The following is a 26,639-nucleotide window of genomic DNA, read 5'->3' as shown; positions in this document are numbered from 1 at the left end:
ATCCCTTGATTAGCCGGAGCGTGCGAGCATGGCTGAATTTCTATTGCGCAAGTTATTGGCGCTGGCGGCAACCCTGCTGTCGGTATCGGTAATCGTGTTCCTGGCCCTGGAACTGAACATCGAGGACGTCGCAATCAACGTTCTCGGCCCCTACTCCGCCGCCGACCAACGCGCCGCATGGCTGGTGGAACACGGTTACAACCAACCCTTTGTCTGGCGCTACCTGGTGTGGCTGAAGGATTTTCTCCAAGGCGACTGGGGCACTTCGGTGCACTTTCGTGAACCGGTGATCGACCTGCTGCTGCCGAACCTCGGGCAAACGTTGATCCTTGCGGGGCTGGCCTTGCTGGTGATGGTGCCGGTAGCCCTGACGCTGGGCATTCTGGCCGGGATTCGTCAGGGTTCGGCGGTGGATCGGCTGGTGTCGTTTCTGTCGATCGTCACCACCTCGATTCCGGACTTCGCCAGTGCGGTGTTTGTCTCGGCGATCTTCGTCTTCTGGCTCAACTGGCTGCCGGGCGTGAGCAGCATGAGCGACGGCTTCAACCCGGTGGAACTGGCGCTGCCGCTGATGGTGCTGTGCCTGTTCGGCATCGGTTATCTGGCGCGGATCACCCGGGCCTCGATGGTCGAAGTGATGCAGGCGCCGTACATCCGCACCGCGCGCCTCAAAGGCGCGTCGACTTCACGGATCGTGCTGCGTCATGCCCTGCGCAACGTGCTGATCGCACCGATCACCGTGATCATGTTGTACATCCCGTGGCTGCTGTCGAACGTGATCGTGGTCGAGGTGTTCTTCGCCTACAAAGGCTTCGGTTCACTGCTCTACACCGCGTCGCTGAACCATGACGTCTACCTGATCGAAGCCTGCGCGATGATCAGCGGCATCGTGGTCGGCGCGACCAAAATCTTCTCGGACCTGGCCTACACCTGGCTCAACCCGCGCATCACCTTGCGCAGTCTTGGCGGAGGCGGCCAATGAACTTCCTCAAAGCGTTCAAACATCCCTTGGCATTGCTCGGTCTGCTGCTGGTCGGCGGCTGGGTACTGATGGCGCTGTTCGCGCCGTGGCTGGCGCCCCACGATCCACTGGAAAGCTTCACCCCGCTGCTGACGCCAATGACCCCGGATGGCGACGGCCTGCGCTTCCTGCTGGGCACCGACATGATCGGCCGGGACATTCTGTCGCGACTGATCTGGGGCACGCGCACCGTGTTGTTCTGGTCGATCCTCGCAACCTTGACCGCGTTCGCCGTCGGCATCGCCATGGGCCTGTGCGCCGGTTACTTCAATGGCTGGGTCGATGGGGTGTTGTCCTACGTTGCCGACACCGTGTTGTCGTTCCCGGTGCTGGTGTTGTACATCGTGATCATCATCGCCCTCGGTGCCTCGGCGCTGAATATCCTGATTGCGGTGACCTTCACTAGTGCCCCGGCAATCTTCCGGATCATGCGCGCACTGACCATCGACATCCGCTCCCGGGACTACGTGCTCAGCGCAATCACCCAGGGCGAAGGCTCGCTGCGAATCATGCTGGTGGAAATCCTGCCCAACTGCGGCGGCCCGCTGATCGTCGATTTCTGTCTGCGCATCGGCTACACCGCAATCATGATCGGCGCCCTCGGTTTCCTCGGCCTCGGCCTGCCACCGCCGACTCCGGACTGGGGCGGCATGATCAATGAAGGCCGCAGCATGGCCATCGCCTTCCCGCACCTGGTGATCTTCCCGTGCATTGCCATCTCCACCCTGATGCTGGGCCTGAGCCTGTTGGCGGACGGTCTGGACGAACACGCCCAGAAAGGCACAAGGAGTTGAGCATGAGCCAACTGCAGAACTTGCAACAGGTGCTACGCGTGGAGAACCTCTCCATCGAACTGCCCGCCGGCGCCGACCGTAGCCACGCCGTAAAGGGCATCAGCCTCGACGTACGCAAAGGTGAAATTCTTTGCGTGATCGGCGAATCCGGCTCCGGCAAGTCGGTGCTTTCGGCGGCGATCATGGGCGACTACGCCAAGGGCCTGCGCCACAGTGAAGGGGTGATCGACTTTCTCGGCGACGACATCTGCCGCATGGACGAACACTCCCTGCGCCGGTTGCGTGGCAACCGCATCGCGATGATCTTCCAGGAGCCGATGGCGGCGCTGAACCCGGCGATTCGAATTGGTCAGCAGGTCGAAGAAATCTTCGACATTCATGCACCACAGATGCCCGCCGCCGAACGTCGCGAACGCATGCTCGCCCTGCTCGACTCCACCCAATTGCCCGACCCGCCACGGATCGCCAACAGCTTTCCCCATCAACTCTCCGGCGGCCAATGCCAGCGGGTGGTGATTGCCATGGCGTTGGCGATGAACCCGGACTTGCTGATCGCCGACGAACCGACCACCGCGCTGGACGTGACCACTCAGGCCCAGGTGCTGAAACTGGTGCGCGACCTGCGGGGGCGTGGCCAGCACGGCATTTTGTTCATCACCCACGACTTCGGCGTGGTAGCGGAAATCGCCGACCGCATCGCCGTGATGGAGGGCGGTGTGCTGGTGGAAATCGGTGAACGCGACCAAGTGCTCAACGCGCCGAAACACCCGTACACCCGCAAGTTGATCGCCGCCGTGCCGGCGCTGCATCCCGAGTTACACGCACCGTGCGCCGACGGTGAGTTGGCGCTGCGCATCGAGCACCTGACCAAAACCTACAACGTCGGCGGCCGCTTGGTTCCGGCGCTCAAGGATGTGTCGCTGCAACTGCCACGGGGCAAGACCTTGGCGATTGTTGGTGAGTCCGGCTCGGGCAAGAGCACGTTGGTCAAAGCGGCGATTCGGTTGGTGGAAAGCGACAGCGGCCACGTCTGGGTCGGTGATACGGATTTCCTCGCGTTGCGCGGTTCGGCCCTGGCGGCCAATCGGCGGCGGATCCAGATGATTTTCCAGGACCCGTACGGCTCGCTTAATCCGCGGCATCGGGTCGGCGACATCATCGCTCGAGCCGCGCAATTGCGCGGGTTGTCGGCCAAGGATGCGTGGACCGAGGCCGGCGATTTGCTGGAACAGGTCGGGCTCAAGCCTGACGCCCTCAAACGCAAGCCACGGCAGTTCTCCGGCGGCCAGCGCCAGCGCATCGGCATCGCCCGGGCCCTGGCGATGCGCCCGGAAGTGCTGATCGCCGATGAAAGCGTTTCGGCGCTGGATGTCTCAGTGCAGAAGCAGGTGCTGGAGTTGCTCGCCGAGCTGCAACAGCGCCTCAACCTGAGCATCTTGTTCATCACCCACGACCTGCGCGTGGCGGCGCAGATCAGCGACTACATCGCGGTGATGCGCCAGGGCGAAGTGGTGGAATACGGCACGGCAGAACAGGTGCTCTTGCGACCGCAAAACACCTACACCCAGACCTTGCTGGCGGCGGCCCCCGGCGCGTCGGCGATCCCGGTGGTGCCTGTCGCGGAACCGACGCTGAGGCTGATCCGCCCTCAAGCCAACTGAGTCAATAACCCTTTCCCCATGCCGCAGCGTTCGCTGCGGCCCGGGCTGCTGTTGCCAACGATAACTAAAAAATCAGGAGTATCACTGTGCGCACAACCACCCCTTTTGCTATCCGTTCCATCGCTCTAATCCCCGTGCTCGGCGCCTTAGCGGCCCCGGCCATGGCGATTCAAGTCACCGACAACCTCGACCTCGGCGGCGCCGTCCGGGCGCGTTGGGACTATGACCCGGATCGCGACATCCAGAAGTTCAACTTCGACACCGCGTTCCTCACCGCCAAGTACAACTCCGATACCTGGATCGGCGCGGCCAAATACCGTTTCTATGGGCGAGCCTACCCTTACCAGTACACAAACAATGTCGGTGACGTGCAGTTCGCCGAATCGGCGTGGGTCGGCTACAAGTTCAACCCCGACCAGCAGATCCAGGTCGGCCTGAATCAGGTGCCGTTCGGTTTGCAGCCGTACTTCGGCAGCACCTTCTACGAAACCCTGGGCAACGTGGTCGGCCTGGAAGACGTGGAGCAAATCGGCGCCAAGTACATCCAGCAAAGCGGCGACTGGAACATCCAGGCCGGCTACTACTTGCGCCCGGCGTGGCAAGGCAAAGGCACCAGCAATGGTGATACGTACTCCAGCGTCGTGTCCAAAGCCGACAGTTACGTCACCGATGGCAGCAACAACCAGGAACGCAACACCGTGGTGCTGCGCGTGGCCAAGGCGCTGGACCTGGGGCCGTGGAAATCCGAAGTCGGGCTCTCCGGCCTGACCTCGACCCTGGAGAACCAGGACACCGACAACAACGGCCGGCGCAACGCCGTGGCCGTGCACTACATCGGCAAGAACGGCCCGTGGGGCGTGCAACTGCAAGCCGCGCGGCAGCAGATGTCGCCGCGCAACCCCGGCACCGATGAACTGGTGACCCTCGGCGGTTACGACGGCACGTTCAACGTCGCCAGTCGCGGCAACCTGTACGTGGCAGATGTGAGCTACGACGTTGGCGGCAAGTACCTGTTCGACCAGATCAGCGGCGTGAAGCTGTACGCCAACTACAGCGCCTTCGACAAATCCAATGACGACTTCAAGACCTCGCAACGGATGATCTTCGGCACCTCGTTTTCCGTCAGCAAATTGTGGATCGCGACGGAATGGTTGTATGGCAAGAATGACCCGTACATTGGTGGGAGCAGCTACACCCAAAGTCTGGGGGCTGGGGGTAGCAACCAGTGGGAGAATCAGCTGTACATGAACATTGGGTATTACTTCTGATCCGGGTTATTTGGCGTTCTTAAGGACGCTATCGCGAGCAAGCTCGCTCCCACAGGTTTAGCGCATAACGTGTGGGAGTGAGCTTGCTCGCGATGGCGTCAGCCGAAACACCACTTGCTTCAGCCCATCCACACATAGTCAGATAGGCCACCACCCAAAGAAAACAATAAACCTGCCCTACACAACAGAGGCCGGTATGGAGTCACCCTTTCATGCGTCAACTGCCCTCGCTCAACATGCTGCGCGTCTTTGAAGAAGTCGCGCGGCATCGCAGTTTCAGCCAGGCGGCTTTGGGCCTGAACGTCACCCAAGGCGCGGTCAGCCGTCAGATCAAACAGCTCGAAGACTATCTCGGTGTGGCGCTGTTTATTCGCACGCCGCAAGGCCTTTCGCTGACCGAAACCGGCCTCGCCCTCTCGCCGCAACTGAGCGACGCCTTCGACCACGTCGAACGCGCCCTGCAAGCGGTGCGCGTGCCCAACCTGCGCCAGCGTCTGCGCATCGTCGCGCCACCGACCTGGGCGACGCGCTGGTTGTCGGCGCACTTGCGTGCGTTCTGCCAACGCTACCCGGACATCAGCCTCAGCGTGACCAACCAGACCGGCCACGACAACCTCGCGGAAATCGACTGCCACATTCGTTTCGGCCTCGAAGCCGCCAACCATTGCAGCAGCCAGTTGCTGGTGATGGAGCGGCACATGGCGGTGGCCAGCCCGGAGCTGTTCGTCAACGGCCAGCCGCCGGATCTGCGGCAGTTTCCACTGCTGCACATCCTGCACGATGGCAAGCGTTTGAAGGTGTGGGAGAACTGGTTGGCGGCGATGGGCCGCGAGGATGTTGATGCCGGGCAAGGACTGGAATTCAGCACGCTGGATCAGGTGATCCACACGGCGTTGGCCGGCGGCGGGCTGGCGGTGATTGATCGGCAGATGATCGAAAAGGAACTGGCGAATGGCAGCCTGCTGCCGATCACTGCGGTGGAAGTGGTCGGGCCTTATGGGTATTGGCTGGATGTGGCGAATGACAAGCAAGGGTTGTCGAAGGTGCGGTTGTTTACGCAGTGGTTGGGGTTGGTCAGTAATCCCTAGAGCAAAGACATTCCAGTGTGGGAGCGGGCTTGCTCGCGAAAGCGGTGTATCAGTTGGCATTGATGGTGCCTGACACACCGCTTTCGCGAGCAAGCCCGCTCCCACAGGGGTTTTGTGGTGGTTTTTAGATTGGGGCTGTGCCCTTTGCGGACACCGGCGCCCCGCTCTCCACCGGGCTCTGCGCCTTGCACGCCTGGCTCAACGTCAGGGATTTGGTCTCCGGCGCCCAGGCCCAGGAAATCATCGCGCCCAACGCCAAAATCGCCGCCAATATGCCCATGGTCGGGCTCAAGCCAATCCCCGCCACACTCACCGGTAACAGGAAGGTGCTGACCGCCGAACCCAACCGACTCACCGCTGTAGCAAGGCCAATCCCGCTGGCCCGCACTTCGGTCGGGAAGCTTTCGGCCGGGAATACCCCCACCAGGTTGCTCACCGCCGACAACACCAGCGTGAACACGCCGAACACCAGCACCATCAGGAATGCCGCGCTGCCCGGCAACGCCGCCAACAGGAACAACGCCACCGCCAGGATGATGAACGAGTTGATCAAGAATCCTCGGCGCGAGAATTTCACCGTGCACCAGATACCGATCAATGCACCCAGAATCAGCAGCATGTTCAACATCAACTCGGTCCCAAAGCCCTCGGCCAAGCCCATCTTCTGCAGAATCGACGGCAGGAAGGTGTAGATCGCAAAGTACGGCATCACGATGCAAACGAAGAACAGGCAGTTGAACGCGGTGCGCTTGCGGTATTCACGGCTGAACAGCACCGCGTAGCCGGAACGGGTTTCGGTGGAGCGTGTTTCGTCGAGTTCGACGTTATCGCCCAGGTGCTTTTTGACGATGGCCCGAGCTTCGGCGATCCGTCCCTGATTCACCAACCAACGTGGCGACTCCGGCGTGCCGATCCGCGCGATCAAAATCAATGCCGCCGGGATCGCCGACGAAGCCAGCATCCAGCGCCAGGCGTCGTCACCCAGGTTGAGCATCGCCGTGCCGACGAAGGTCGCGGCGACGTAGCCAAAGGTCCAGATCACACTGAACGAACCGAGCAACACGCCCCGGTGTTTTTTTGGCGAAAACTCGGCGAGCATCGCGTGGCCGACGCTGAAGTCGCCGCCCAGGCCGATGCCGATCAGCACTCGGCAGAAGAACAACTGCATCGCGGTTTCGGCGTAGAACTGCATCACCGAAGCAATCGTGATCAGCACAAAACTGACCAGGAAGATTTTCTGCCGGCCGACCTTGTCGGAGATCCAGCCGAAGAACAGGCTCCCGAGGAACAAGCCGAGTAGCGCCGAGGCACCGATCAGGCCCTGCCAGAAGGCATCGAGGTGCATTTGCGGGCTGAGCAAGGTGAAGGCAATACCGATCAGGCCGAGGATGTAGCCGTCGGTGAAGTGCGCGCCGAAGGTGAGGCCGGCGATTTTGATATGGAAGCGCCCGATGGGCAGGTCATCGATCTTTATCGATTGAGCGGACATGTTCGTCTCCAGTTGTTGTTATTGACGGAGAAATGAAACCGATAGCTCTACCCCTCCCTGTAGGAGCGAGGCTTGTGTGGCGAGGGGGTTTACCCCCGTTGGGTCGCGAGGCGGCCCCAAAACCTGCAATCGCCGTATATCAGGTACATCGCGTGCAATGTTTTACGACTGCTACGCAGCCGAACGGGGGCAAGCCCCCTCACCACACAAGCGTTGCCCCCACAGGGTGTGGTGTGACGGCTTAGAGACCGCCCATCAACAGGTATTTGATTTCCAGGTAGTCTTCCAGACCGTATTTGGAGCCCTCGCGACCGAGGCCCGATTCCTTGATGCCGCCGAACGGCGCAACTTCCGTGGAGATGATCCCTTCGTTGATCCCGACCATGCCGGCTTCCAGGCCTTCGGCCATGCGCCAGACGCGGCCGATGTCGCGACTGTAGAAGTACGCCGACAGTCCGTACGGCGTGTCATTCGCCCGTTGCAGCACTTCGGCCTCGTCCTTGAAGCGGAAGCACGCGGCCACCGGGCCGAAGGTTTCGTCCTGGGCGATCAGCATCTCGCTGCTGGCCTCGGTGAGGATGGTCGGCTCATAAAACGTGCCACCCAACGCATGCCGACGACCGCCGCACAACAGTTTGGCGCCCTTCTCCAAGGCGTCGCCGACGTGCAACTCAACTTTGGCCAGCGCCGCTGCGTTGATCAGCGGACCTTGCTCGGTTTCACCGTCCAGTGCACTACCAACGCGCATCGCCGCGACTGCTTCGGCGAGTTTGCCGGTAAAGGCTTCGTAGACGCCGTCCTGAATAAAGAAGCGGTTTACGCAGACGCAGGTCTGCCCGGTGTTACGGAATTTCGAGGCCATCGCACCTTTGACGGCGGCATCCAGATCGGCGTCGTCGAAGACAATGAACGGCGCGTTGCCGCCCAACTCCAGCGAGACCTTTTTCAGCGTGTCCGCCGCTTGGCGCATCAGCAATTTGCCGGTGCGAGTGGAGCCGGTGAATGACAGTTTGCGCACGATGCCGGAAGCTTGCAGCGCCCCGCCAATCGCCACCGCGTCACCCGAGACGACGTTGAACACGCCGGCCGGAATGCCCGCCTGCTCGGCCAACACCGCCAACGCGAAGGCTGACAGCGGCGTCTCTTCCGACGGCTTGAGGATCATCGTGCAACCTGCCGCCAGCGCCGGGCCGACCTTGCGGGTGACCATCGCCAACGGGAAGTTCCACGGGGTGATCGCCGCGACTACACCGATGGCTTCCTTGACCACGATGATCCGCGCGTCGGCCTTGTGGCTCGGAATCACGTCACCGTAAGCACGTTTGGCTTCTTCGGCGAACCACTCCAGAAAACTCGCAGCGTAGACCACTTCGCCCATGGCTTCGGCCAACGGTTTGCCCTGCTCGCGGCTGAGCAAAGTCGCCAGGTCCTTCTGGTGGCTCAGCATCAGCTCGCTCCAGCGCTTGAGGCGCTGGCTACGTTCCTTGGCGGTCAGCTTGCGCCAGGCCGGCAAGGCGCGGTTGGCGGCGGCGATGGCGAGGTTGGTTTCTTCGGCGCCGGCCTTTTGCACCTCGGCGATCAGCTCGCCGTTGGCCGGGTTCAACACCGGATAGGTCGCACCACCGCTGGACCATTGGCCGTCGATGAAATTGCCGTTACGGATCAGCGCGCTCATGCCACAGCCTCGGTCAGATTGAAGCGTTCCAGACCCGGACGGGCCGAGCGCAGGATGCGTTTGCCGGCGGTGTAATCGTTGATTACGTCGCACGGTGTGTAGTTGCGTTCCAGCTCATGCAGTTCTTCGGCATCGAACCTGGTTTCCAGCGCCGCCAGGGCACTGTCGAACTGCGCGGTGGTGTCGGCGCCGACCAGCATGCAATCGACGCCCGGATGGTTGGCGACCCAGGCCTGGGCGATCTGCGCGTTCGACACACCACGGGCACGGGCCACGCGCTGAACCGAATGAGCGATTTCAAACGAGGCTTCGTCGCTGTACATCTGCTGCGTGAAGAAATCGGTCTGGTTGCGCGTCGACTGCACGTCGCCGGTCAACAAACCGCGAGCCAATGGACTGAACACCGAGACGCCGAGGCCTTGATCGCGGCAGAACGGGATCATCTCGCGCTCTTCTTCGCGGTACGCGCAGTTCAGTTGCAGCTGCATGTTGATCGGCTTGACCCAGCCATTGCGCTCGCAGGCCATGAGGATCTTCGCCAGTTGCCCGGTTAGCATGGTCGACACGCCGATGTAACGGGCCTTGCCGGAACGCACGATGTCGTTCATCGCGCTCATGGTTTCTTCAACCGGGGTGTTCACGTCGAAGTAATGCAGCATGAACACATCGACATAATCCATGTTCAGACGCTTCAGCGAGGCGTCGATGCTGTCCATGATGTGCTTGCGCGAATGGCCGCTGGCGTTGATGCCGTTGCGGGTGCCGTAGCCGACCTTGGTGGTGATCACCAGGTCTTCGCGACGGGCCAGGCGCTTGACGATGCGCCCAACCACTTCCTCGCCGACGCCGGCGGAATAGAAGTCCGCCAGGTCAATGAAATTCACCCCGTTGTCCAGGGCGTGAGCCACGATCGGCTCGCTTTGCTTTTCATCGAAAATCCATGGTTTCCAGTCCGGGGTGCCCATGTTCATGGTGCCCAGGCACAGGCGGGAGACTTGCAGGCCGGAGTTGCCCAAACGAATGTATTGCATGGCGCAGACCTCAGGCTTTTGGCGTGTAGAAAGGGTTGCTGATGTGATCGACCACGTCCGCCAGTTGCGCGGTTTCCGGCTTGCCGGTCAGGGCGGCGCGAATCGCGGTGCGGCAAGCGTTGTAGTTGTTCAGGTACACCGCATCGAGGTCATCGCAGGCCGGGTTGACCCAGTTGGCGGTGACGATGGCCCATTCGTCTTCGGCTTCCGGCGGCAAGGTGCCGTCCAGCAGTGCTTCCAAAACAGCCTTGGCGATCCCGGCCTGGGAAGCGCCCCACGTGGCGTTGCCGTGCAGGTCGCTGCTGATCGCGGCTTTGTTGACGTAAAGGGTCATCGGCTTGACCGGGATGTTCGGCTGGGCGATCACCATGAACGGGCAATGTCCCTGGCTTGGCGACGCCAGGCTGTTGGCAAACGCCTGCCCCGCCGGACCGTTGCGCGGCCCGATCAGAATGTTGATGTGCGCGGCGTTCACGCCAGGGCCTTCGAAACCTTCACCGATGTACAGGTCGAGTTCTTTCATGAGTCGTTACTCTTTTTGGATTTTTTGGGTGATCAGAAGCGCACGCGGATCGTGAAGATCGCGGGGCAAATGTCGGGGTTCGAAGAGCGCAGCACGGGGCTGGCGAGGACGCGGCAGTGAGGCTTAGTCATGATTGCAAACGCTCTTTTTTGTTGTTGATGAGCTGGTTTGCGATTTTTTAACACTGGGGGTTGGCGGGGCTGTAACCATTAAAAGTCATGGGGGTATGAGTTCAGGTCATACCCTTTGCAACCGGTGAAAAAACTGTGGGAGCGGGCTTGCTCGCGAAGGCGTTGTGTCAGGCAACATTTTTGTCGACTGAACTGACGCCTTCGCGAGCAAGCCCGCTCCCACAGGGGTTTGCGGTGTGTTGGATTACTGCGACATGGCGTCTTTTTTCATTGCGTCTTTGGACATTGCGTCTTTGCTCATGTTGTCCTTGGACATCGCGTCTTTCTTCATGGCGTCTTTGCTCATGGCGTCCTTGGACATGCTGTCTTTTTTCATGGTGTCCTTGGCCATGGAGTCCTTTTTCATCGTGTCTTTCTTCATGGTGTCTTTGGACATGGCGTCTTTGGACATCGAGTCTTTGCTCATGCTGTCGTTGCTCGTGGTGTCGGCGGCGTACACGCTGGCGACGCCCATGGCCAGGCACATGGACAGAACGGCGGTGGCTAACTTCTTCATGGTGTAGTTCCTTTTAGAGCTCAGGTTGCGAATGAACGCAGCGCGTGCTGCGCGGTGTCGTTTTTTCAGCGTTCGTCAGCTGCCACCGAACCAGTTGTAGCCCTGGTCTTCCCAGTAGCCACCGGGGTAGGTGTTGGTGACGAAAATCGCCTGGATGTGTTTGGGGTTCTTGTAGCCGAGCTTGGTCGGCATCCGCAGCTTCATCGGGAAGCCGTATTCGCGTGGCAACACGGCGCCGTCGTAGGTCAGCGTCAGCAGGGTTTGCGCATGCAGCGCGGTGGCCATGTCGATGCTGGTGTAGTAGTCGTCCGCGCATTTGAAGCCCACGTACTTGGCGTCGGTGTCAGCGCCAACACGCTTGAGGAAGTCGCTGAAGCGCACGCCCCCCCAGCGGCCAATCGCGCTCCAGCCTTCGACGCAGATGTGCCTTGTGATCTGATCGGTCTGGGCCATGGCACGCAGCTCCTCAAGCTTCCAGCTGCGCTTGTCGGCGACCATGCCGGTGACTTCCAGCCGATAGCTTTCTTCCTCGACCGTCGGCGCCTCGTCGATGCCGTAGAAGGCATTGAAGGGAAACGGCCGGGTGATCATCGACTCGGCATAGGTCGGCGCCATGGCGTTGGGGTTGAACAGCCAGCCCTGCACCCGGTCGTTGAAGCGGGACATCGAGGACAGCGCGGTTTCGACGCTGTCGTTGTCGGTGATGTTGCAGCCCGACAACATCGCCACACCGCCAAGGGTCAGGCTGCGCATCAGGAACGAGCGCCGTGAGCGATCTTCGATTTGCGGGGCCAGGATTTTCCGGGCGTCGGTCAGGATGGACGATTCATCGAGCCCCTGGATGCGCTTTTTCATACGGACTCCTTCCGGCCAACGATCATGTACCACAACGTTTTTGGCACCAGCAGCACCATCACCAGATGCACCACGATGAAGGCCACCAGCAGCGACATGGCGATGAAGTGCACCTGCCGCGCCCCTTCGTAACCGCCCAGCAATCCACGCAACAGCGGGAACTGCACCGACTTCCAGAGCACCAGCCCGGAGACCACCATCATGGTGATGTCGAGCATGACGAACAGGTAGGCAAACCGCTGGACCTGGTTGTAATGGCTCAGGTCGGCGTGCCCCAGCCGCCCTCTCAGCGCATCCCCGAGGTCATGCAGCACGCCTTTTGGGGAGACCGGGAGAAACTTTCTAAATAGACGACCACTGGCGATGTTGATGATCAGGTAGATGAGGCCGTTGACGGCGAGGAACCACATCGCCGCGAAGTGCCATTGCAGGGCGCCGCCGAGCCAGCCGCCGAGGGTGAGCGATGCCGGGAAGCTGAAATCGTAGAGCGGCGAGGCGTTATAGATGCGCCAACCGCTGGCGATCATGACCACGACCGCCAGGGCGTTGAGCCAATGGGTCAGTCGCAGCCAGCGTGGATGGCTGGCCTTGGGTGAAGCAGTTAGCTGCGACATGTCCGGCTCCTTGTTTGTTGTTCGATGGGGCCAAGTATGGGAGCCGACTGTTCGCCAAATCCTCACGTAAAGTTAAATTAATCGTGATAACTATCCAGACGTTCCTTCGGCGCAATTGTGGTTAAAATGCCGCCCACTCAAATTGCCGACCCTGCCCGATGAACCCAGATGCCCTCGCCACCCTGCACACTCACTTGCTGACCGCCCTGGCCAGCGCCCCGGCAGAAACCCGCCGCCTGTTCCACGGGCGTGGGCGTTGCTGGCCGGGTCTGGAGCAATTGACCGTCGATTGGTTGCAAGGCGTGGTACTGGTGTCGCTGTTCAAAGAGCCGGAACCGCTGCAACTGGAAGACTTGAAGCGGTTGCTGCTGGAGATCACCCAATCCGCCGAGTGGCAGCAATCCGGTGCGCACACGCTGTTGCTGCAACACCGCTACCTGCTGCAAAGCACCACCGAATGGCTGCTCGGCGACGCGCTCGAGGAAATGACCATCACCGAGGGCGGCCTGCATTACCGGGTGGACCTGGGCCGCAAGCAGAATGCCGGGCTGTTCCTCGACATGCGCTACGGCCGTGATTGGGTGCGGGCCAATGCCGAGGGCAAGCGGGTACTGAACCTGTTCGCCTACACCTGCGGGTTTTCGGTCACGGCCATCGAAGGTGGCGCGGCGCACGTGGTCAATCTGGACATGTCCAGCTCGGCCCTGAGCCGTGGCCGCGACAATCACCGGCTTAACGGCCACGACTTGAGCAAGGTGACGTTCCTTGGCCACGACCTGTTCAAGTCCTGGGGCAAAGTGATCGGCAAAGGGCCGTACGATCTGGTGATCATCGACCCGCCGTCGTTTCAGAAAGGCAGCTTTCTGCTGACCAAGGACTATCAGCGAGTATTGCGCCGCCTGCCGGAACTGCTCACGTCCGAGGGCACGGTGCTGGCCTGCATGAACGATCCAGCGTTCGGCCCGGACTTCCTGATCGACGGCGTCACCCGCGAGGCGCCGAGCCTGCGTTTCGAACAACGACTGGAAAACCCGCCGGAGTTTCCCGATGCCGATGTTGAGTGCGGGTTGAAGGCGTTGGTGTTTCGGCAGGGGGATTGAGGCGCGGCTATCGCGAGCAGGCTCGCTCCCACTTTGGTTCGTTGCCGTACACAAATCCTGTGTTCAATGAAGATCAACTGTGGGAGCGGGCTTGCTCGCGAAGAGGCCATCACATTCAACATTGATGCTGGCTGACACTCCGCCTTCGCGAGCAAGCCCGCTCCCACAGGGGATAAGCGGAGAGTCTGTTATTTCGGCTGCAACACCAGCGCAAATAACTCGCCATGACCGCTGACGCTGAGCTTGTGGTAAAGGTTGCGCCGATGCACTTTCACCGTTTCCGGGGAGATGTTCAGTTGCTGGGCGATGGCTTTGCTGGAGAAGCCTTGAAGAATCAGCCGGGCGGTCTCGACTTCCCGCGCGGTCAAACGCGCGCCGAAGCGATCCAGCAAGGTCGCCAGATCCCCGGCCATCGCCGTCGGCCCCTCCGGCGGCACGAGTTGCAGGTGTCGGCTCATCGCCGCCAGCACCCAGTCGCGGACACACAGCAGGCGCCCCTGTTCCTCGAGGGTGAAACGCGTCGAGCGGCCCAGCGATAAACCGAGTACAGCACCGTCCACATTGATCATGAACTGCAGCTCATCACCACCCACCACTGAGCAGAAGTAGCTCAGGTAATACTCGCTCTGTTGAAACTGGTCCGGGGCCACGGAATCGAGGCTGTGCAAACCGTCAGTTATTCCGGCACAAGCTGCCTGATAGAAGGGATCGAGCAGGTACATGCCGGCGCTGTAATCGGCCAACTCTTCCTCCTCGTGCGCGCTGGCGCGGGAGTCGAAATCGATCAGCAACTGCGGCACCCGACCCGCCCGCATCACCGCGACCAAGGCGTTATCCAGGGGCACCAGCAACCGCAAGGTATCCACCAGCGCCCGCCAGAAACCGTCGTGGCCCAGCGCGCCAAACACCCGGGCCAGCCCTTGGTGCACCGGCAACTCCTTCAGCAACGCCTCCACGCTCTACCCCTTTTGTGTAACCCATGATGGGAATGGGTGACGACCACCCCGATCGATACGCTGCGTACTCTTATCTACCACCGGCCTGACGCAGGCCAGGAGTGCCGCATCATGAGTCGTCACCGCACGTATTTCAATCTGGGACTGGGTGCCTGTCTGTCGACCTGGATGGCGCTCGCAGCGGCGGATCAGCCCACCGTGCACATCTACAACTGGTTCGACTACATCGGCCCGACCACGCTGAAAGATTTCCAGCGCGACACCGGGATCAAACCCGTCTATGACACCTTCGACAGTGGCGAAGTACTGGAAGCCAAGCTGATGACTGGCCATAGCGGTTATGACGTGGTGGTGGCCAGTAACTTCATTCTGCCGGCCCTCATCAAGGCCGGAGCCTTGCAGAAACTGGACCGTAGCCAACTGACCAATCTGCAACACATTGACCCGGTGTTGCTGGAAAAGCTGCGCGCGAACGACCCGGACAACCAATACGCCGTTCCTTACCTGTGGGGCACCGACGGCATTGGCTATAACGTTGACAAGGTCCGCGCAGCCCTCGGAGATCAAGCGCCGGTGAACTCCTGGGATCTGTTGTTCAAAGAAGAAAACCTGGCCAAGCTCAGCCAGTGTGGCGTGGGGATTTTGGACGCTCCCGCCGAGATCATCCCGATCGCCCTGCACTATCTCGGCCTGCCGCCCAACAGTAGTAACCCCGCGGACTACAAAAAAGCGGAAGCACTGCTGCTCAAGTTGCGCCCGTACATCACCTATTTCAATTCGTCGAAGATCCAGACCGACCTGGCCAACGGCGATATCTGCGTCGCCTTGACGTGGTCCGGCACCGTGTTCGGTGCCAAGCAAGCCGCCAATGAAGCCGCGAAGGGGGTGAACATTGAATACAGCATTCCGGTCGAAGGTGCGCCGCTGTGGTCCGATAACCTGGTCATGGTCAACGACGCCAGCAATCCAAAACAGGGGCTGGCCTTTATCAACTACCTGCTGCTCCCCGAAGTGATCGCGCCCGCCACCAACCTGGCGCTCACCGCCAATGCCAACAAAGACGCGACCGTGTTGCTCTCGGACCAGGTGCACGAGTTCAGCAACATCTACCCCTCAGCCGAGGTGATCGCCAAGGCATTCACCCTGCAACCCCAGCCCCATGAGATAGAACGTGTCCGCACGCGCTCCTGGAGCAACATTAAGAACGGCAACTGAGCCGGCATCCACCCCTCCTGTTTAACGTGCCTGAGAGTTCCCGCATGAAACCACGTGCCCGCGACTTGAATATCCAGTTCGGCCAACTGCAACCCGGCCCGCTCAACGCGATCACCGATGTGCCCGGTGTACGGGTCGGCCACAGCGATGTGCGAGGCCGCACCGCCAAGGGTCGCGACATCCTGACCGGCGTCACCGTGATCGAGCCCCGTGCCGGGTCCACCAGCCAACAGCCGTGTTTTGCCGGCGTCCATGTGCTCAACGGCAATGGCGACGCCACGGGCCTTGAGTGGATTCGCGAGGCTGGCCTGTTGACCAGCCCGATCGCCTTCACTAACACCCACAGCCTCGGCGTGGTCCGCGATGCGCTGATTGTGCTGGACCGTGAGCAGCAACCGGACGACGGGCGACTCTACTGGAACATGCCGGTCGTGCTGGAGACTTTCGACGGCCTGCTCAACGACATCAACGGCTTTCATGTGAAGCCCGAACACGTCGCCGAGGCCCTGCGCACGGCGGTCGGTGGTCCGGTCACCGAGGGTAATGTCGGCGGCGGCAGCGGCATGATCTGTCACGAATTCAAGGGTGGCATCGGCACCGCGTCGCGGCGGTTGAGCAGTGCCCAGGGCGGCTGGACGGTCGGCGCGATCGTCCAGGCCAACCATGGCATCCGCAACGAGTTACGGGTCGATGGTTACCCCGTCGGGCGTTATATGGAAAAGGCCGATTCACCGTTCCTCAAAGCCTCGCTGCCGCATCCGGGCATGGGCTCGATTGTGGTTTGCCTGGCAACCGACGCGCCGTTGCTGCCACACCAGTGCACTCGCCTGGCCCAGCGCGCCAGCCTCGGTCTGGCTCGCACCGGTGGCGGCAACGAAGACCACAGCGGCGACATCTTCATCGCCTTTGCGACCGGCAACGATGTGCCGCCCGCCGCGTATGAAAGCAAAAAAGCACCGACCTGCGACAACCTGCGCATGGTCAACAACGACCACATCAGCGAACTGTTCCTGGCCGCCACCGAAGCCGTAGAAGAAGCAATCATCAATGCGTTGCTGGCGGGTGAAACGGCTGAAGGCAATGGGCATGCGGTTCCGGGGCTGGATGCCGCGACACTGCTTAAAGCCTTGCGTCAGGCCGGTTGGCCAGGAACCGAATAATCTCCAACCATCCCATGTGGGAGCGAGTCTGCTCGCGAAGAGGCCATAACATCCAACATAGATGCTGGCAGACATATCGCCTTCGCGAGCAGGCTCGCTCCCATAAGGGTCGGTGGGTGCTCACACCGCCTCGGTCACTTCACATGATTTGAAGAGGTTGCGACCCAAGTCCCGCGCGGTCTTCAAGTGAATCTGCGGCGCCTGAATTTCCGAGTCCAGTAACAATTCGGACGTCACCACCCGCGCACCGCAGTATCCGAAAATCCCATGGTCGATCTGCGTTTTCATCGCCTCGTCGTAACCATGCCGGGCGTACGTTCCGGCATCAGCGCCGCCAACACCAACCAAGTGAACCCGCAGGTGGCCAAGCTTTTTCACCAGTTTGGCATCTGAACTGAAATCGAACGCCCAACCATTGGCGAACACCCGATCAATCCAGCCCTTGAGCAACGCCGGCATTGACCACCAGTAAACCGGATAGACCAGCACCAACGCATCGGCGCGGTCAATCCGTGCCTGCTCAGCCGCGACGTCGGCAGGGAACCCGGCTTTTCGGTGATGAACCGCCAGATCCGCCGCGCGGAACCTGGGATCGAAGCCTTGAGCCGAAATATCGGCGATTTCATAGGTGTTGTCGGCATCGCTCTGCAAAGCTCCCTGCGCAATCTGTGCCGCCAGACTATGGGTGAGCGACCTAGGATCGTGATGAGCCACAACGATAAGTGCGTGCATGCTGAAAACTCCTGATTGAGAGCACAGGGCGGACCTTATATACTCTTGGTAAGTTACGATCAGTAAGTTACTTTTGGTACATAGCCATGTCAACCACCGAAACAAACGAGCAGGATTCCACGCCTCAACCCCGTCGTCGCTTGTCACGAGAGGACCGCCAGCGCCAGTTGCTGGACGTCGCCTGGCAAATGGTTCGGGAGGAAGGGACGGATGCGTTGACCCTCGGCCGCCTCGCCGAATTGGCGGGCGTGACCAAACCGGTGGTCTACGATCACTTCACCACCCGCTCGGGTTTACTGGCGGCGCTGTATCAGGATTTCGACACCCGACAGACCGCGCTCATGGACGCGGCGCTGCTGACGTGCGAGCCGACGCTGACCAGCACGGCCAACGTTATCGCTTCGTCGTATGTGGCGTGCGTGCTGCTGCAGGGCAACGAAATCCCCGGCGTGATTGCAGCGCTGGCCAGTACACCGGAACTGGAGAAGATCAAGCGTGAGTACGAAGCGATCTTCCTGAACAAGTGCCACAACGCCCTGCTCCCTTTCGCTGGAACGGGTGCTATCAAACCCGCGAGTTTGCGGGCGATGCTTGGTGCCGCCGAGGCTTTGTCGAATGCCGCTGCGAATGGAGAGCTCAGCGCAGAGCAGGCACAGGACGAACTGTTCGAAACGATAAAAGGGATGGTTGAAAGATCCTCCCGCAGTAGCTGAGAGTTGATCTGCACACTATCTGAAAACCACCATCAACCCCTTTTGGGAGCGAGCCTGCTCGCGAAAGCATCAGTTCAGTCGACAAAAGTGTTGCCTGACACGACGCCTTCGCGAGCAAGCCCGCTCCCACAGGGAATGTGTGTTGGGTTGAAGGGTTAGACCAACCGCAATCTGGGCGCCATCGCCGGAACGGCATCATCACCCAACCGCCCCCGCACAAATTCATTGGCCTTGCGTGTCAGTTGATCCAGATGCCGATCCCGCTGTTTCTCGGCATCGGTCATCGGCCGCTTACCGTGCTTTTGCAGCAGGTACGTATGAATCTGCCGCACTTCCAGCGAGCTGTAGATCGGTGCCGTGTCCAGCACCGCCATCAAGCCGTCGGTGCCGTGATCACGGGTGTTCATCAGCACCTGAGTCGCGCGGACACCCACCACTTGAAAGCCCAGCGCTTCAAAGTACGGCACCTTGCCGACGCTGCAAGTCAGCTCGGCGTGAGGGTAGCGACCGACCATCTCGCGCAGCATCGCCCGGGCTACTCCCTGGCGCCGATGGCCGGAATCCACGGCCATATAAGCCACACCGCACGCCTCGGGATCGTCCTTGACCGGCAGGTACAACACGAAGCCGATGACCTTCTCCGGGTCGTCGACATCCGTGGCCACGATCAACTCAACCGCCATCCCCTTGAGCCCGTTCAACGCTTCCAGATAGAGGTGAACCTCATAGCCGATCGCATACTGGTACACGTTGTACAACAGGTTGCTCGGCGGCAAGGCCACCGCGCTGATCTCGGTCAGGTTGTCGACGACCAGTTGCAGGATCTGGCTGTTGATGTGCTCGGGGCATGGGGTTTTGAAATGGCTGATCTGGGGCATCGAATATCTGACTCCGGGGATTCGTTCGCAGCGGGCCGGGGCATTGTAACGTGCCAAGGAATTAACACCGCACGGTGATTACGGAGCAATCGGTCCAAAGAGAGCGGATCGCCAGCCCGTTTTTCCCGCACGGCGATCGGCCTAAGGTGGCCTCAAGTCACTTACTGGAGGTCACCATGAATCACCCAACCCTGCTTTCCACGATCAATATCGGCCCACACGCCCTGTCCCACCGCGTGGTCATGGCGCCGCTGACGCGCATGCGTTCCGAGCCCGGCGATGTGCCCAGTGCGTTGATGGCCGAGTACTACTCGCAGCGGGCCACCGACGGCGGCTTGATCATTTCCGAAGCCACCGTCGTGTCCACCACCGGCAACGGCTACCTCGGTTCGCCGGGCTTGTACAACGACGCGCAAATCCCTGGCTGGAAAGCCATCACCGAGGCAGTGCACGCCAAGGGCGGACGGATCTTTTTGCAGCTGTTCCATGCCGGCCGACAGTCCCACAGCGACATGCAACCCAACGGTGCTCAGCCAGTCGGGCCCTCGGCGGTCGAGTACGACGGGGTCGCCTACACCGCCAATGGTTGGGTGCCGAGCACGCCGCACCGTGCCCTCAGCGAAACGGAAGTCGAAGCACTGGTCGAAGATTTTCGCAGCGCCGCGCAACGGGGTTTGGCTGCCGGGTTTGACGGTGTGGAAATCCATGGCGCCAACGGTTACCTGATCGACCAGTTCTTGCAGGACGGCAGCAACCGTCGCACCGACGCCTATGGCGGCAGCATCGCCAAGCGTTCGCGGTTTCTGCTGGACATCACCCGCGCCGTGATTTCGGTCTGGGGCAGTGAACGCGTAGCGGTGCGCCTGGGGCCGAGCGGTACATTCGGCGATATGAAGGACAGCGATCCTGAAGCGCTGTTCGTCTACGTCGCCGAGCAACTGGCGCCGTTGAAACTGGCCTATTTGCACTTGATCGAACCGCGTGTGCTGGGCAATTCGATTGATGAGAGCAAGGACCAGAACCCGGTGGCGGCGCAGTTGATTCGTCGTCACTACGACGGTTTGATCATGGCTGCCGGGGGCTTTACGGCTGAGTCTGCCGAGAAGATTTTGCAGGCGGGTGATGCGGACTTGGTGGCATTTGGTCGCGACTTTATTGCCAACCCGGATTTGCCGGAACGTATTCGGCATGATCGGCCGTTGAATGCTTATGACCGGGATACGTTTTATGGTGGTAGCGAGGTTGGGTTTACGGATTATCCGTTTTATCAACAAAGTGCCTGAGCTTTGCGTTGAATGTTAAGCCGCCATCGCGAGCAAGCTCGCTCCCACAGGGGATCTTCGTCATAAGGAGATCAAATGTGGGAGCGAGCTTGCTCGCGATGGCGGCCCCCTGGCTTCCGATACTCCCCTTTGCAAATCCCCCGCCCGCCTCTACTCTGCTTCAACCCTCCTGCATCGAGCACACCTCCCATGATGGACAGCCTCAGCGGTATCACGGCCTTCATTCAGGTGGCCGAAACCCGCAGCTTCACCGAAGCCGGGCGCTTGCTGGAAATCTCCTCCTCGGCGGTCGGCAAAAGTGTGGCGCGCATGGAAGAACGCCTGGGCGTCCGGCTGTTCCATCGCAGCACCCGCAGCGTCACGCTGACCACCGAAGGTGAGCTGTTCCTGGATCGTTGCAAGCGCATCCTCAGTGAAGTGGAAGCCGCGCAAATGGAGCTGCTGGAGTTGTCCGCCACGCCTCGGGGCAAAGTGCGCATCAGCGTGCCGTTGCAGAACGTGCTGATCATGCCGGTGCTGGCCGGGTTCATCCGCGCCTACCCGGACATCGAGCTGGACGTGGACATGTCCGACCGCATGGTCGATGTGATTGAGGAAGGTTTCGACGCGGTGATCCGCACTGGCGCGCCGCAAGACTCGCGGCTGATGGCGCGCAAACTCGGTGGTTATCAGCTGCAACTGGTGGCGTCGCCGGAGTACCTGGCGCGCCACGGTAACCCGACGCACCCGGACGAGCTGATCAACCACGTCTGTCTGCTGCACAAGTTTCCGGCGACGGGGATGATCGAACGCTGGCCGCTGAGGATTGGCGAGACGCACATCGAGCCGAATCTGGCGAAGTCCATGACCTGCACCACGATGGATCCGCTGACGTACCTGGCGATTGACGGGGTGGGGATTGCCTGCCTGCCGGATTTTTCAATTCGCCAGCCATTGGCTGACGGCAGACTGAAGGTTGTGCTCGAGGATTACACCGACCACACCGGCAACCTGTGGATGCTCTGGCCCGCGTCAAAGCAGACTGCACCGAGGCTGCGGGTGTTGATCGATTTCTTCAAGGACAACATTCTCAAGGTCTGAAACCGGCGTCGGATTAACGCCGTTTCTGTCCAGAGTGTTCGGCCCTTTAGCCCGTTTTTCCTCAAGCCTGCGCTCCCTAGACTTTGCCTCGTCTGCCATCCACCTTACGAGGCTAAACCTATGACCACTTCACATTCCCCCATTCGCGTCGGCATCGTCGGCGTTGGCACCTGGGCCCGCCACGGCCACTTGCGCGTGCTCGCTCTACTGCCGCAATACCACGTGCAAGCGATTTACAGCGAACACCGTGAACGCGCCGAAGCGGCGGCCAGCGAGTACGGCATTCCTCAGGTCGCCGACTCGCTCGACACCTTGATCCATAACCCCGAGGTCGATCTGGTGGTGGTGCTCAACACCGCGCCGCAACACGAACACACCGTGCGTGCCGCCATCGCCGCCGGCAAAGACGTCTACTGCGAATGGCCACTGACCACCACGACCGCCGCCTCCGAACAATTGGTGCACCTGGCGAAGGATGCCGGCGTGCGCCACATCGTCGGCCTGCAACGCCGCCATGCGCCGCACAACCGCTACCTGCAAGACCTGCTGCAGCAAGGTTATGTCGGCCAGTTGCGCTCGGTGCGCCTGCACGTCAGCACCCATTACTTACAGGCGCTGCGGTCCAACTCTCTGCGCTGGACCGCTCCCGAGGAAAACTTCTCCAGCGTCATCGCCATCTACGCCGGGCACTTCCTCGACATGCTGTTCACCGCCACCGGTTGGCCGTTGAGTGTGTCGGGGTTGATGGTCAGTCAGTTCCCGAAAGTCACCATCGTCGAAACCGGCGAAGTGCTGGACAGCACCGCACCGGATCAACTGGTGCTCAGTGGTTTGCTGGAAAACGACGCGGTGGTTTCGATCCATATCGAGGGCGGCAAGCGCAATGGTTCGGGCGTGCAGATCGACATCACTGGCGATCAGGGCGACCTGAAAATCACCAACCGCTCAGCCTTCGGCGACGTGGGTGATGACTATGTGATCGAAGGTGCGCACGGCGATGACCTGCCGCTGCAAATCCTGCCATTGCCGGACAGTTATCAGCGTTTGCCTGAATCTGAATTGCCGTCGGCGGTGCTGGAACTGGCGGAGCTGTATCACGTGTTTGCGCAGGATCTGGCGGACGGGACGCATGCGGCGGCGACGTTTGAGGATGCGCTGCGGCTGCATCGGTTGTTGGAGGTGGCCAAGACCGGCAATCAGTTGGCGCTTCTGTAGGAGCAAGGCTTGTCCGCGATGGTGTCCCTGAAATCGCCATCGCCGGCAAGCCTTAATGCCATCCAGTTAAGACTAAGAACCTGTGGGAGCGTGGCTTGCCCGCGAAGAACGATGACGCGTAGTTCCTGAAAAACCGCGGCGTTTTCTTCGCGAGCAAGCCCGCTCCCACAGGATTTTCGTCGTTCCAACGCCTTCACTTCGCGACATTAAGACCCAAGCGCCCGATTTCGTTCAATTCATCGACGCTGAATCTGCCCTTCCAGTGTTTTTCATAATCCTCCCTCGGGAAGTCACTCGGGGAGGCTCCCACGGCGAAGGCGTCAAAAACATCTTTGGCATATCGCCGATTCTTGGGACACATCGGCGCCGCCGGCACGTACATCACGTTGCCCCAGCCCTGCTGGTTTAGCACTGGCGCGACGCTGTGAATCACGTCGCAATGCCACCAAACAGAATCGCCAGCCTCAACGTCAGGGATCGGGCTCAAGCCCTCGACCAGCAGCGGATGCCACTGCTTCGAAACCGGCAGCACTTTGCCCGGCATGACACCGCACAATTCATCCTCCGGGACATCGTTGAGCAGCGGTCGCAGCAGTAAATAAGCCATGGCTTTGGGAATCGGCAGCGTGTGCAGCACACCCTGATTGGCCTTCATATCGCACAGCGCGGTCCAGCCCTGGAAGGTCCGGAAGGCCGAACACTTCACCGTGTTCTGGTAGGCGTACTCGTCGACTTCAGTGCGATAAGCCGCGTCCCAAGGGTCATAGGCCTTGAAGTCATTGCGGTAAATGTTGTCGAAGACCTTCAAGTAAGCCGGATGCAACCATCGCTCCAGCGCCCCGGAATCGGTATGCGGGCCAAGCCCTTTAGAGGTTGTGCCCGGCGGACGGCGGCGTACCCGGTCGGGGTACAGCGCATTCACATCGGGATCGAACCATTGCTGGCCCCGGGAATGAGTTTTCCAGAGTCGATTGAGGAACGATTGCGCTGTGGCCATGCGTTCGTGTTGGCGCACCTGCATTTGCGAGCGGGACCAATAGACTGGAAAGATCTCGGGGCGTGAGGCGTCAAGGTTGCCGAAGAACTGGTCCACCGGGCCGCGGTAGGTGGCATCGAAGGCATTGTCATCAAGGTATTGGAGCAAGCCTTTGTCCCATTCGGCGACTTGTTCTGTGGGAAAGTGCCCTTTTATCACCAGGCAGCCACGGCGGCGAATCATCGCCAACTGCCCTTCTGTCACTTTGCCTGCGGCAATGGTCGAGTAGTCCAGTATCGGCCAGGCGCTGCCGGTCCGGGCTTGCTGTTCCTTGATCGAGATAATTTCTGCTTCGATGAACGCGCTCACTTCGGTAAACAGGGCATCCACATCGCCTATTTGCGCACGCAAGGCACGCTTCATGCGCACGATGTTGTCTTGGTAGTGTTCTGGAAGGACAGCGCTTTGGAAGGTGTGATAGTTGCTCATGGTGGCGGCCTGCTGAGGGTTGTTAAAAGCCACCTGCACTAAAACATTTGCGCCCTTTTCGGCTCAGTCGGATTTACCGCGTTGACCGATACGATTGTGGCGTACAGCCCACGATGGATCGGGTGTACGCAAACCCGTGTCTGCCGTAATCGCGTTACCGAAAATGATGCCCGTGGCGCTTTCGGAAATTGCTGGGGGCGATGCCCTTCTGTGCCTTGAATTGTCGGTTGAACAGCGCCAGCGACGCATAACCTACCGTTTCGGCAATCAGCGCAACGGGGTTATTGCCTTGCAGCAACAGCGCACACGCCCGGCCAATACGTAACCGGGCGATGTAGTCCAGCGCCGTGCAATGGGTATGACGGCGGAACATGCGATGAAACGCCGAAACGCTGATGCAGGCGATGTCCGCCAATTCGGGGATGGCCAGGGGCTCGACGTAGTGAGCGTGGATATGCTCGAGCACCCGTTGCAGGCGCACGTCTTCGCCCGGCACGACGGCGGCGTCGGTCGGTTTATCGGGGAGAATTCTCTGGGCATCGGTGTCACGGGTCAGTCGGGTCAGCACTTGCAGCAGCGACACCAATCGCTCCGGCCCTTGCTGATCCACCATCGCCTCGATGATGGGGCGAAGTTCTTTTGAGGCCGGCTCACTGAAGTGCAACGCACACTGCGCGGCGGCCAGTAGCGCCTGCAATGAACCCAACTCCGGAAACAGCGCTACGAGTGATTGAGCCCAGGCTTGGGAAAACCAGATGACCAGCGCAACGTGGGGCTGCTCCGGGTCAATGAGTTCAGCGGAACACCAACTGTGCGGCACATTCGGCCCCAGCAGCACCAGGTCGCCGTCATCGTAAAGCCGCACGTCGCTGCTCACATAGCGATGGCCACGGCTGTTGAGGGTCAGGGTCAATTCATATTCAGGGTGGTGGTGCCATTCGAACGGAATGTCATCGGCCAGCCGACGGTTGAGCATCGACCACGAGGCATCGGTTGGCGTGGGGATTTTCTCGAAACTCGGCTTCATGACAATGCGTTCCTGCTCGACGGACAAACTCAAACGCCAGAATCGTATCACCCGGTTTACAGCAAAACCCGCAGTGCTTTGATACAACCTCGTTACTCAGCCTGTTACTTGGCTGACCGTCAGCGCATCAACGCCCCTTGCGAATGTAACGCCAAGATACTTCGCCACTCTGCCCGTCGAGCCTAATGTGAAGCCGTCAATGTGCTTACAGGGTTGTGACACATCATCGGCAACGCCCGCCTCCGGCCAGCGGAGGCATGGAAGACCTGTCACGGGTGCTGCCTGATCGTTTGTCTGCTTCGACGCCCGCTGCCCATTGATTGCCTAAACACAACCAAGACAGAACAGAGGGACACCATGAGTAAGTCAAGCGCAGCAAGCATCAAACAAGCACTGCACGACGACCTTCAAAAGGCTGTCAAGTCGCTCCTCGCCGCACCGACGGCCCTGAAAACGACCGACTACAGCAAGGTGCTGACGTCTTCCCTGGCGGCTACCCAAAAGTCGGTCAAGATCCAGATCGCCTCGGCGGACCTGACACAACTCAAGCAGTCCAACTATAAGCTGTGCTTCGCCAAGAAGGTGGGTAACGAAGACTACAATGTGGTCTGGCAGTCCTACTCCAACTACCTGAGCAACAACACGTTCAGCTGGACGCCTCAGTACCAGTTGTTCGGCTCCAATGTATTCCAGGCCAACGTGCAGGTTGATGTTTCGACCAATCTCGTCAACATCGGCCTGGGGCAACAGGCAACACTCGACACGTCTGGCTTGCTGGGCCCAGCGTCAAGCGGCGGCCCTGAGATCTCCATCACGCTGTTGAACAACTATGGTCCGATTCACCCAGGGGTCAGCCAACTGTCCACTGGCATTGATGGCAGACAGGTCTCCACGCCGATCTACGTAGCCTCGCAACAGGTGGTCACCGGCTCGACTGTACTGACGCCCGTAGAGACGATCCTCGTGTGGTTCGAACAGAACGTGCAAACCAGCACGATGTTCAGTACCTCGCGCTCGCAATCAATCGAAATCAACCTGACTGACAGTAACGATGCGGTCCGCCTCTACTCGGGTGGTAGCTGGACAACGCCTTAACTGCCACACAAAGA

General features: G+C 60.3%; 25 protein-coding genes. 13 read left to right on the top strand and 12 right to left on the bottom strand.

The annotated features are described in order from the left end of the window. Window positions 1-28: 28 nt before the first annotated feature. The 5 genes from AC1MEW_RS16560 (at window position 29) to AC1MEW_RS16540 (ending at window position 5,832) form a co-directional block, all read left to right on the top strand. A complete protein-coding gene (locus AC1MEW_RS16560) occupies window positions 29-982 on the top strand; it encodes an ABC transporter permease (protein ID WP_201255590.1) in 954 nt (317 codons plus the stop codon). Continuing rightward, on the top strand, window positions 979-1,815 hold the full coding sequence (locus AC1MEW_RS16555; RefSeq protein WP_201255589.1) for an ABC transporter permease: 837 nt from the start codon (window positions 979-981) through the stop codon (window positions 1,813-1,815). The genes AC1MEW_RS16560 and AC1MEW_RS16555 overlap by 4 nt, the downstream gene beginning before the upstream one ends. Before the next feature lie 2 nt (window positions 1,816-1,817). Next, window positions 1,818-3,476, top strand: a complete 1,659-nt coding sequence (locus AC1MEW_RS16550) for a dipeptide ABC transporter ATP-binding protein (RefSeq protein ID WP_480427083.1) — start codon at window positions 1,818-1,820, stop codon at window positions 3,474-3,476. Between the two features lie 86 nt (window positions 3,477-3,562). Further along, window positions 3,563-4,744, top strand: coding sequence for a hypothetical protein (locus tag AC1MEW_RS16545; protein ID WP_416350749.1), 1,182 nt, complete (start codon window positions 3,563-3,565; stop codon window positions 4,742-4,744). Window positions 4,745-4,956: 212 nt separating this feature from the next. Further along, window positions 4,957-5,832: a LysR substrate-binding domain-containing protein gene (locus AC1MEW_RS16540; protein WP_201255586.1), complete on the top strand. Its 876-nt coding sequence runs from the start codon at window positions 4,957-4,959 to the stop codon at window positions 5,830-5,832. Window positions 5,833-5,956: 124 nt separating this feature from the next. Here AC1MEW_RS16540 and AC1MEW_RS16535 read toward each other — a convergent pair whose 3' ends face one another. The 7 genes from AC1MEW_RS16535 to AC1MEW_RS16505 all read right to left on the bottom strand — a co-directional run bounded on the left by AC1MEW_RS16535 (window position 5,957) and on the right by AC1MEW_RS16505 (window position 12,706). After that, window positions 5,957-7,321 carry an MFS transporter gene (locus AC1MEW_RS16535; protein ID WP_480427081.1) on the bottom strand — a complete coding sequence of 455 codons (1,365 nt, stop codon included), beginning with the start codon at window positions 7,319-7,321 and terminating at the stop codon, window positions 5,957-5,959. Window positions 7,322-7,562: 241 nt separating this feature from the next. Beyond that, a complete protein-coding gene (locus AC1MEW_RS16530; RefSeq protein ID WP_480427079.1) occupies window positions 7,563-8,996 on the bottom strand; it encodes an NAD-dependent succinate-semialdehyde dehydrogenase in 1,434 nt (477 codons plus the stop codon). Next, window positions 8,993-10,027 carry an aldo/keto reductase gene (locus AC1MEW_RS16525; protein WP_201255583.1) on the bottom strand — a complete coding sequence of 345 codons (1,035 nt, stop codon included), beginning with the start codon at window positions 10,025-10,027 and terminating at the stop codon, window positions 8,993-8,995. The genes AC1MEW_RS16530 and AC1MEW_RS16525 overlap by 4 nt, the downstream gene beginning before the upstream one ends. 10 nt (window positions 10,028-10,037) lie before the next feature. Next, window positions 10,038-10,550, bottom strand: coding sequence for a formaldehyde-activating enzyme (fae, locus tag AC1MEW_RS16520; protein ID WP_054615233.1), 513 nt, complete (start codon window positions 10,548-10,550; stop codon window positions 10,038-10,040). 375 nt (window positions 10,551-10,925) lie between these two features. Further along, complete coding sequence (locus tag AC1MEW_RS16515; protein ID WP_480427076.1) at window positions 10,926-11,237, bottom strand: pentapeptide MXKDX repeat protein; 312 nt, start codon at window positions 11,235-11,237, stop codon at window positions 10,926-10,928. 75 nt (window positions 11,238-11,312) lie between these two features. Continuing rightward, window positions 11,313-12,092: a molybdopterin-dependent oxidoreductase gene (locus AC1MEW_RS16510; RefSeq protein WP_201255581.1), complete on the bottom strand. Its 780-nt coding sequence runs from the start codon at window positions 12,090-12,092 to the stop codon at window positions 11,313-11,315. Next, window positions 12,089-12,706 (bottom strand): cytochrome b/b6 domain-containing protein, encoded by a 618-nt coding sequence (locus AC1MEW_RS16505; protein WP_201255580.1) that lies wholly within the window; start codon window positions 12,704-12,706, stop codon window positions 12,089-12,091. The genes AC1MEW_RS16510 and AC1MEW_RS16505 overlap by 4 nt, the downstream gene beginning before the upstream one ends. Window positions 12,707-12,864: 158 nt before the next feature. Here AC1MEW_RS16505 and AC1MEW_RS16500 point away from each other — a divergent pair, with 158 nt between their 5' ends. After that, window positions 12,865-13,806 carry a class I SAM-dependent methyltransferase gene (locus tag AC1MEW_RS16500; protein ID WP_201255579.1) on the top strand — a complete coding sequence of 314 codons (942 nt, stop codon included), beginning with the start codon at window positions 12,865-12,867 and terminating at the stop codon, window positions 13,804-13,806. Window positions 13,807-13,994: 188 nt separating this feature from the next. Here the strand turns inward: AC1MEW_RS16500 and AC1MEW_RS16495 are convergent, their stop codons facing one another. Next, entirely contained in the window at window positions 13,995-14,762 is a 768-nt protein-coding gene (locus AC1MEW_RS16495; protein WP_480427073.1) for a helix-turn-helix transcriptional regulator, read from the bottom strand. Between the two features lie 111 nt (window positions 14,763-14,873). Between AC1MEW_RS16495 and AC1MEW_RS16490 the strand changes: the two genes are divergently transcribed. Continuing rightward, a complete protein-coding gene (locus AC1MEW_RS16490) occupies window positions 14,874-15,977 on the top strand; it encodes a polyamine ABC transporter substrate-binding protein (protein ID WP_201255577.1) in 1,104 nt (367 codons plus the stop codon). 44 nt (window positions 15,978-16,021) lie between these two features. After that, entirely contained in the window at window positions 16,022-17,137 is a 1,116-nt protein-coding gene (locus tag AC1MEW_RS16485; RefSeq protein ID WP_480427071.1) for a DmpA family aminopeptidase, read from the top strand. A gap of 120 nt (window positions 17,138-17,257) precedes the next feature. On the opposite strand, the gene AC1MEW_RS16480 is transcribed toward AC1MEW_RS16485, so the two are convergent. Further along, window positions 17,258-17,869: an NAD(P)H-dependent oxidoreductase gene (locus AC1MEW_RS16480; RefSeq protein WP_480427068.1), complete on the bottom strand. Its 612-nt coding sequence runs from the start codon at window positions 17,867-17,869 to the stop codon at window positions 17,258-17,260. 86 nt (window positions 17,870-17,955) lie between these two features. Here AC1MEW_RS16480 and AC1MEW_RS16475 point away from each other — a divergent pair, with 86 nt between their 5' ends. After that, window positions 17,956-18,582, top strand: coding sequence for a TetR/AcrR family transcriptional regulator (locus AC1MEW_RS16475; RefSeq protein ID WP_201255574.1), 627 nt, complete (start codon window positions 17,956-17,958; stop codon window positions 18,580-18,582). A gap of 155 nt (window positions 18,583-18,737) precedes the next feature. On the opposite strand, the gene AC1MEW_RS16470 is transcribed toward AC1MEW_RS16475, so the two are convergent. Next, the gene (locus tag AC1MEW_RS16470) at window positions 18,738-19,460 is read right to left on the bottom strand and encodes a GNAT family N-acetyltransferase (RefSeq protein WP_480427065.1); all 723 of its coding nucleotides are present in this window, start codon (window positions 19,458-19,460) and stop codon (window positions 18,738-18,740) included. 176 nt (window positions 19,461-19,636) lie between these two features. Between AC1MEW_RS16470 and AC1MEW_RS16465 the strand changes: the two genes are divergently transcribed. From AC1MEW_RS16465 to AC1MEW_RS16455, 3 genes are all read left to right on the top strand, one after another. Continuing rightward, complete coding sequence (locus AC1MEW_RS16465; RefSeq protein WP_480427063.1) at window positions 19,637-20,743, top strand: alkene reductase; 1,107 nt, start codon at window positions 19,637-19,639, stop codon at window positions 20,741-20,743. Window positions 20,744-20,935: 192 nt separating this feature from the next. After that, entirely contained in the window at window positions 20,936-21,823 is an 888-nt protein-coding gene (locus AC1MEW_RS16460; RefSeq protein WP_322270913.1) for a LysR family transcriptional regulator, read from the top strand. Window positions 21,824-21,943: 120 nt separating this feature from the next. Continuing rightward, window positions 21,944-23,038, top strand: coding sequence for a Gfo/Idh/MocA family protein (locus tag AC1MEW_RS16455; protein ID WP_480427061.1), 1,095 nt, complete (start codon window positions 21,944-21,946; stop codon window positions 23,036-23,038). 193 nt (window positions 23,039-23,231) lie between these two features. On the opposite strand, the gene AC1MEW_RS16450 is transcribed toward AC1MEW_RS16455, so the two are convergent. Further along, window positions 23,232-24,503, bottom strand: a complete 1,272-nt coding sequence (locus tag AC1MEW_RS16450; RefSeq protein ID WP_480427059.1) for a YbiU family protein — start codon at window positions 24,501-24,503, stop codon at window positions 23,232-23,234. 154 nt (window positions 24,504-24,657) lie between these two features. Continuing rightward, window positions 24,658-25,530, bottom strand: coding sequence for a helix-turn-helix domain-containing protein (locus tag AC1MEW_RS16445; protein WP_480427057.1), 873 nt, complete (start codon window positions 25,528-25,530; stop codon window positions 24,658-24,660). Window positions 25,531-25,887: 357 nt separating this feature from the next. Here AC1MEW_RS16445 and AC1MEW_RS16440 point away from each other — a divergent pair, with 357 nt between their 5' ends. Further along, window positions 25,888-26,625 (top strand): hypothetical protein, encoded by a 738-nt coding sequence (locus AC1MEW_RS16440; protein ID WP_201255570.1) that lies wholly within the window; start codon window positions 25,888-25,890, stop codon window positions 26,623-26,625. Window positions 26,626-26,639: the final 14 nt, after the last annotated feature.

The sequence above is a fragment of the Pseudomonas sp. ASL4 genome, assembly GCF_056680395.1.
Note: the sequence above shows the minus strand (reverse complement) of the source record. Positions and strands in the feature narration are given on the sequence as shown.

What these genes read in the sequence shown, in the direction of transcription:
- AC1MEW_RS16440 (WP_201255570.1), top strand. Translation starts at nt 25,888, where the DNA reads ATGAGTAAGTCAAGCGCAGCAAGCATCAAACAAGCACTGCACGACGAC.
- AC1MEW_RS16530 (WP_480427079.1), bottom strand. Translation starts at nt 8,996, where the DNA reads ATGAGCGCGCTGATCCGTAACGGCAATTTCATCGACGGCCAATGGTCC.
- AC1MEW_RS16505 (WP_201255580.1), bottom strand. Translation starts at nt 12,706, where the DNA reads ATGTCGCAGCTAACTGCTTCACCCAAGGCCAGCCATCCACGCTGGCTG.
- AC1MEW_RS16525 (WP_201255583.1), bottom strand. Translation starts at nt 10,027, where the DNA reads ATGCAATACATTCGTTTGGGCAACTCCGGCCTGCAAGTCTCCCGCCTG.
- AC1MEW_RS16460 (WP_322270913.1), top strand. Translation starts at nt 20,936, where the DNA reads ATGGACAGCCTCAGCGGTATCACGGCCTTCATTCAGGTGGCCGAAACC.
- AC1MEW_RS16485 (WP_480427071.1), top strand. Translation starts at nt 16,022, where the DNA reads ATGAAACCACGTGCCCGCGACTTGAATATCCAGTTCGGCCAACTGCAA.
- AC1MEW_RS16550 (WP_480427083.1), top strand. Translation starts at nt 1,818, where the DNA reads ATGAGCCAACTGCAGAACTTGCAACAGGTGCTACGCGTGGAGAACCTC.
- AC1MEW_RS16535 (WP_480427081.1), bottom strand. Translation starts at nt 7,321, where the DNA reads ATGTCCGCTCAATCGATAAAGATCGATGACCTGCCCATCGGGCGCTTC.
- AC1MEW_RS16490 (WP_201255577.1), top strand. Translation starts at nt 14,874, where the DNA reads ATGAGTCGTCACCGCACGTATTTCAATCTGGGACTGGGTGCCTGTCTG.
- AC1MEW_RS16455 (WP_480427061.1), top strand. Translation starts at nt 21,944, where the DNA reads ATGACCACTTCACATTCCCCCATTCGCGTCGGCATCGTCGGCGTTGGC.
- AC1MEW_RS16445 (WP_480427057.1), bottom strand. Translation starts at nt 25,530, where the DNA reads ATGAAGCCGAGTTTCGAGAAAATCCCCACGCCAACCGATGCCTCGTGG.
- AC1MEW_RS16450 (WP_480427059.1), bottom strand. Translation starts at nt 24,503, where the DNA reads ATGAGCAACTATCACACCTTCCAAAGCGCTGTCCTTCCAGAACACTAC.
- AC1MEW_RS16465 (WP_480427063.1), top strand. Translation starts at nt 19,637, where the DNA reads ATGAATCACCCAACCCTGCTTTCCACGATCAATATCGGCCCACACGCC.
- AC1MEW_RS16480 (WP_480427068.1), bottom strand. Translation starts at nt 17,869, where the DNA reads ATGCACGCACTTATCGTTGTGGCTCATCACGATCCTAGGTCGCTCACC.
- AC1MEW_RS16540 (WP_201255586.1), top strand. Translation starts at nt 4,957, where the DNA reads ATGCGTCAACTGCCCTCGCTCAACATGCTGCGCGTCTTTGAAGAAGTC.
- AC1MEW_RS16500 (WP_201255579.1), top strand. Translation starts at nt 12,865, where the DNA reads ATGAACCCAGATGCCCTCGCCACCCTGCACACTCACTTGCTGACCGCC.
- AC1MEW_RS16470 (WP_480427065.1), bottom strand. Translation starts at nt 19,460, where the DNA reads ATGCCCCAGATCAGCCATTTCAAAACCCCATGCCCCGAGCACATCAAC.
- AC1MEW_RS16555 (WP_201255589.1), top strand. Translation starts at nt 979, where the DNA reads ATGAACTTCCTCAAAGCGTTCAAACATCCCTTGGCATTGCTCGGTCTG.
- fae (WP_054615233.1), bottom strand. Translation starts at nt 10,550, where the DNA reads ATGAAAGAACTCGACCTGTACATCGGTGAAGGTTTCGAAGGCCCTGGC.
- AC1MEW_RS16515 (WP_480427076.1), bottom strand. Translation starts at nt 11,237, where the DNA reads ATGAAGAAGTTAGCCACCGCCGTTCTGTCCATGTGCCTGGCCATGGGC.
- AC1MEW_RS16475 (WP_201255574.1), top strand. Translation starts at nt 17,956, where the DNA reads ATGTCAACCACCGAAACAAACGAGCAGGATTCCACGCCTCAACCCCGT.
- AC1MEW_RS16560 (WP_201255590.1), top strand. Translation starts at nt 29, where the DNA reads ATGGCTGAATTTCTATTGCGCAAGTTATTGGCGCTGGCGGCAACCCTG.
- AC1MEW_RS16510 (WP_201255581.1), bottom strand. Translation starts at nt 12,092, where the DNA reads ATGAAAAAGCGCATCCAGGGGCTCGATGAATCGTCCATCCTGACCGAC.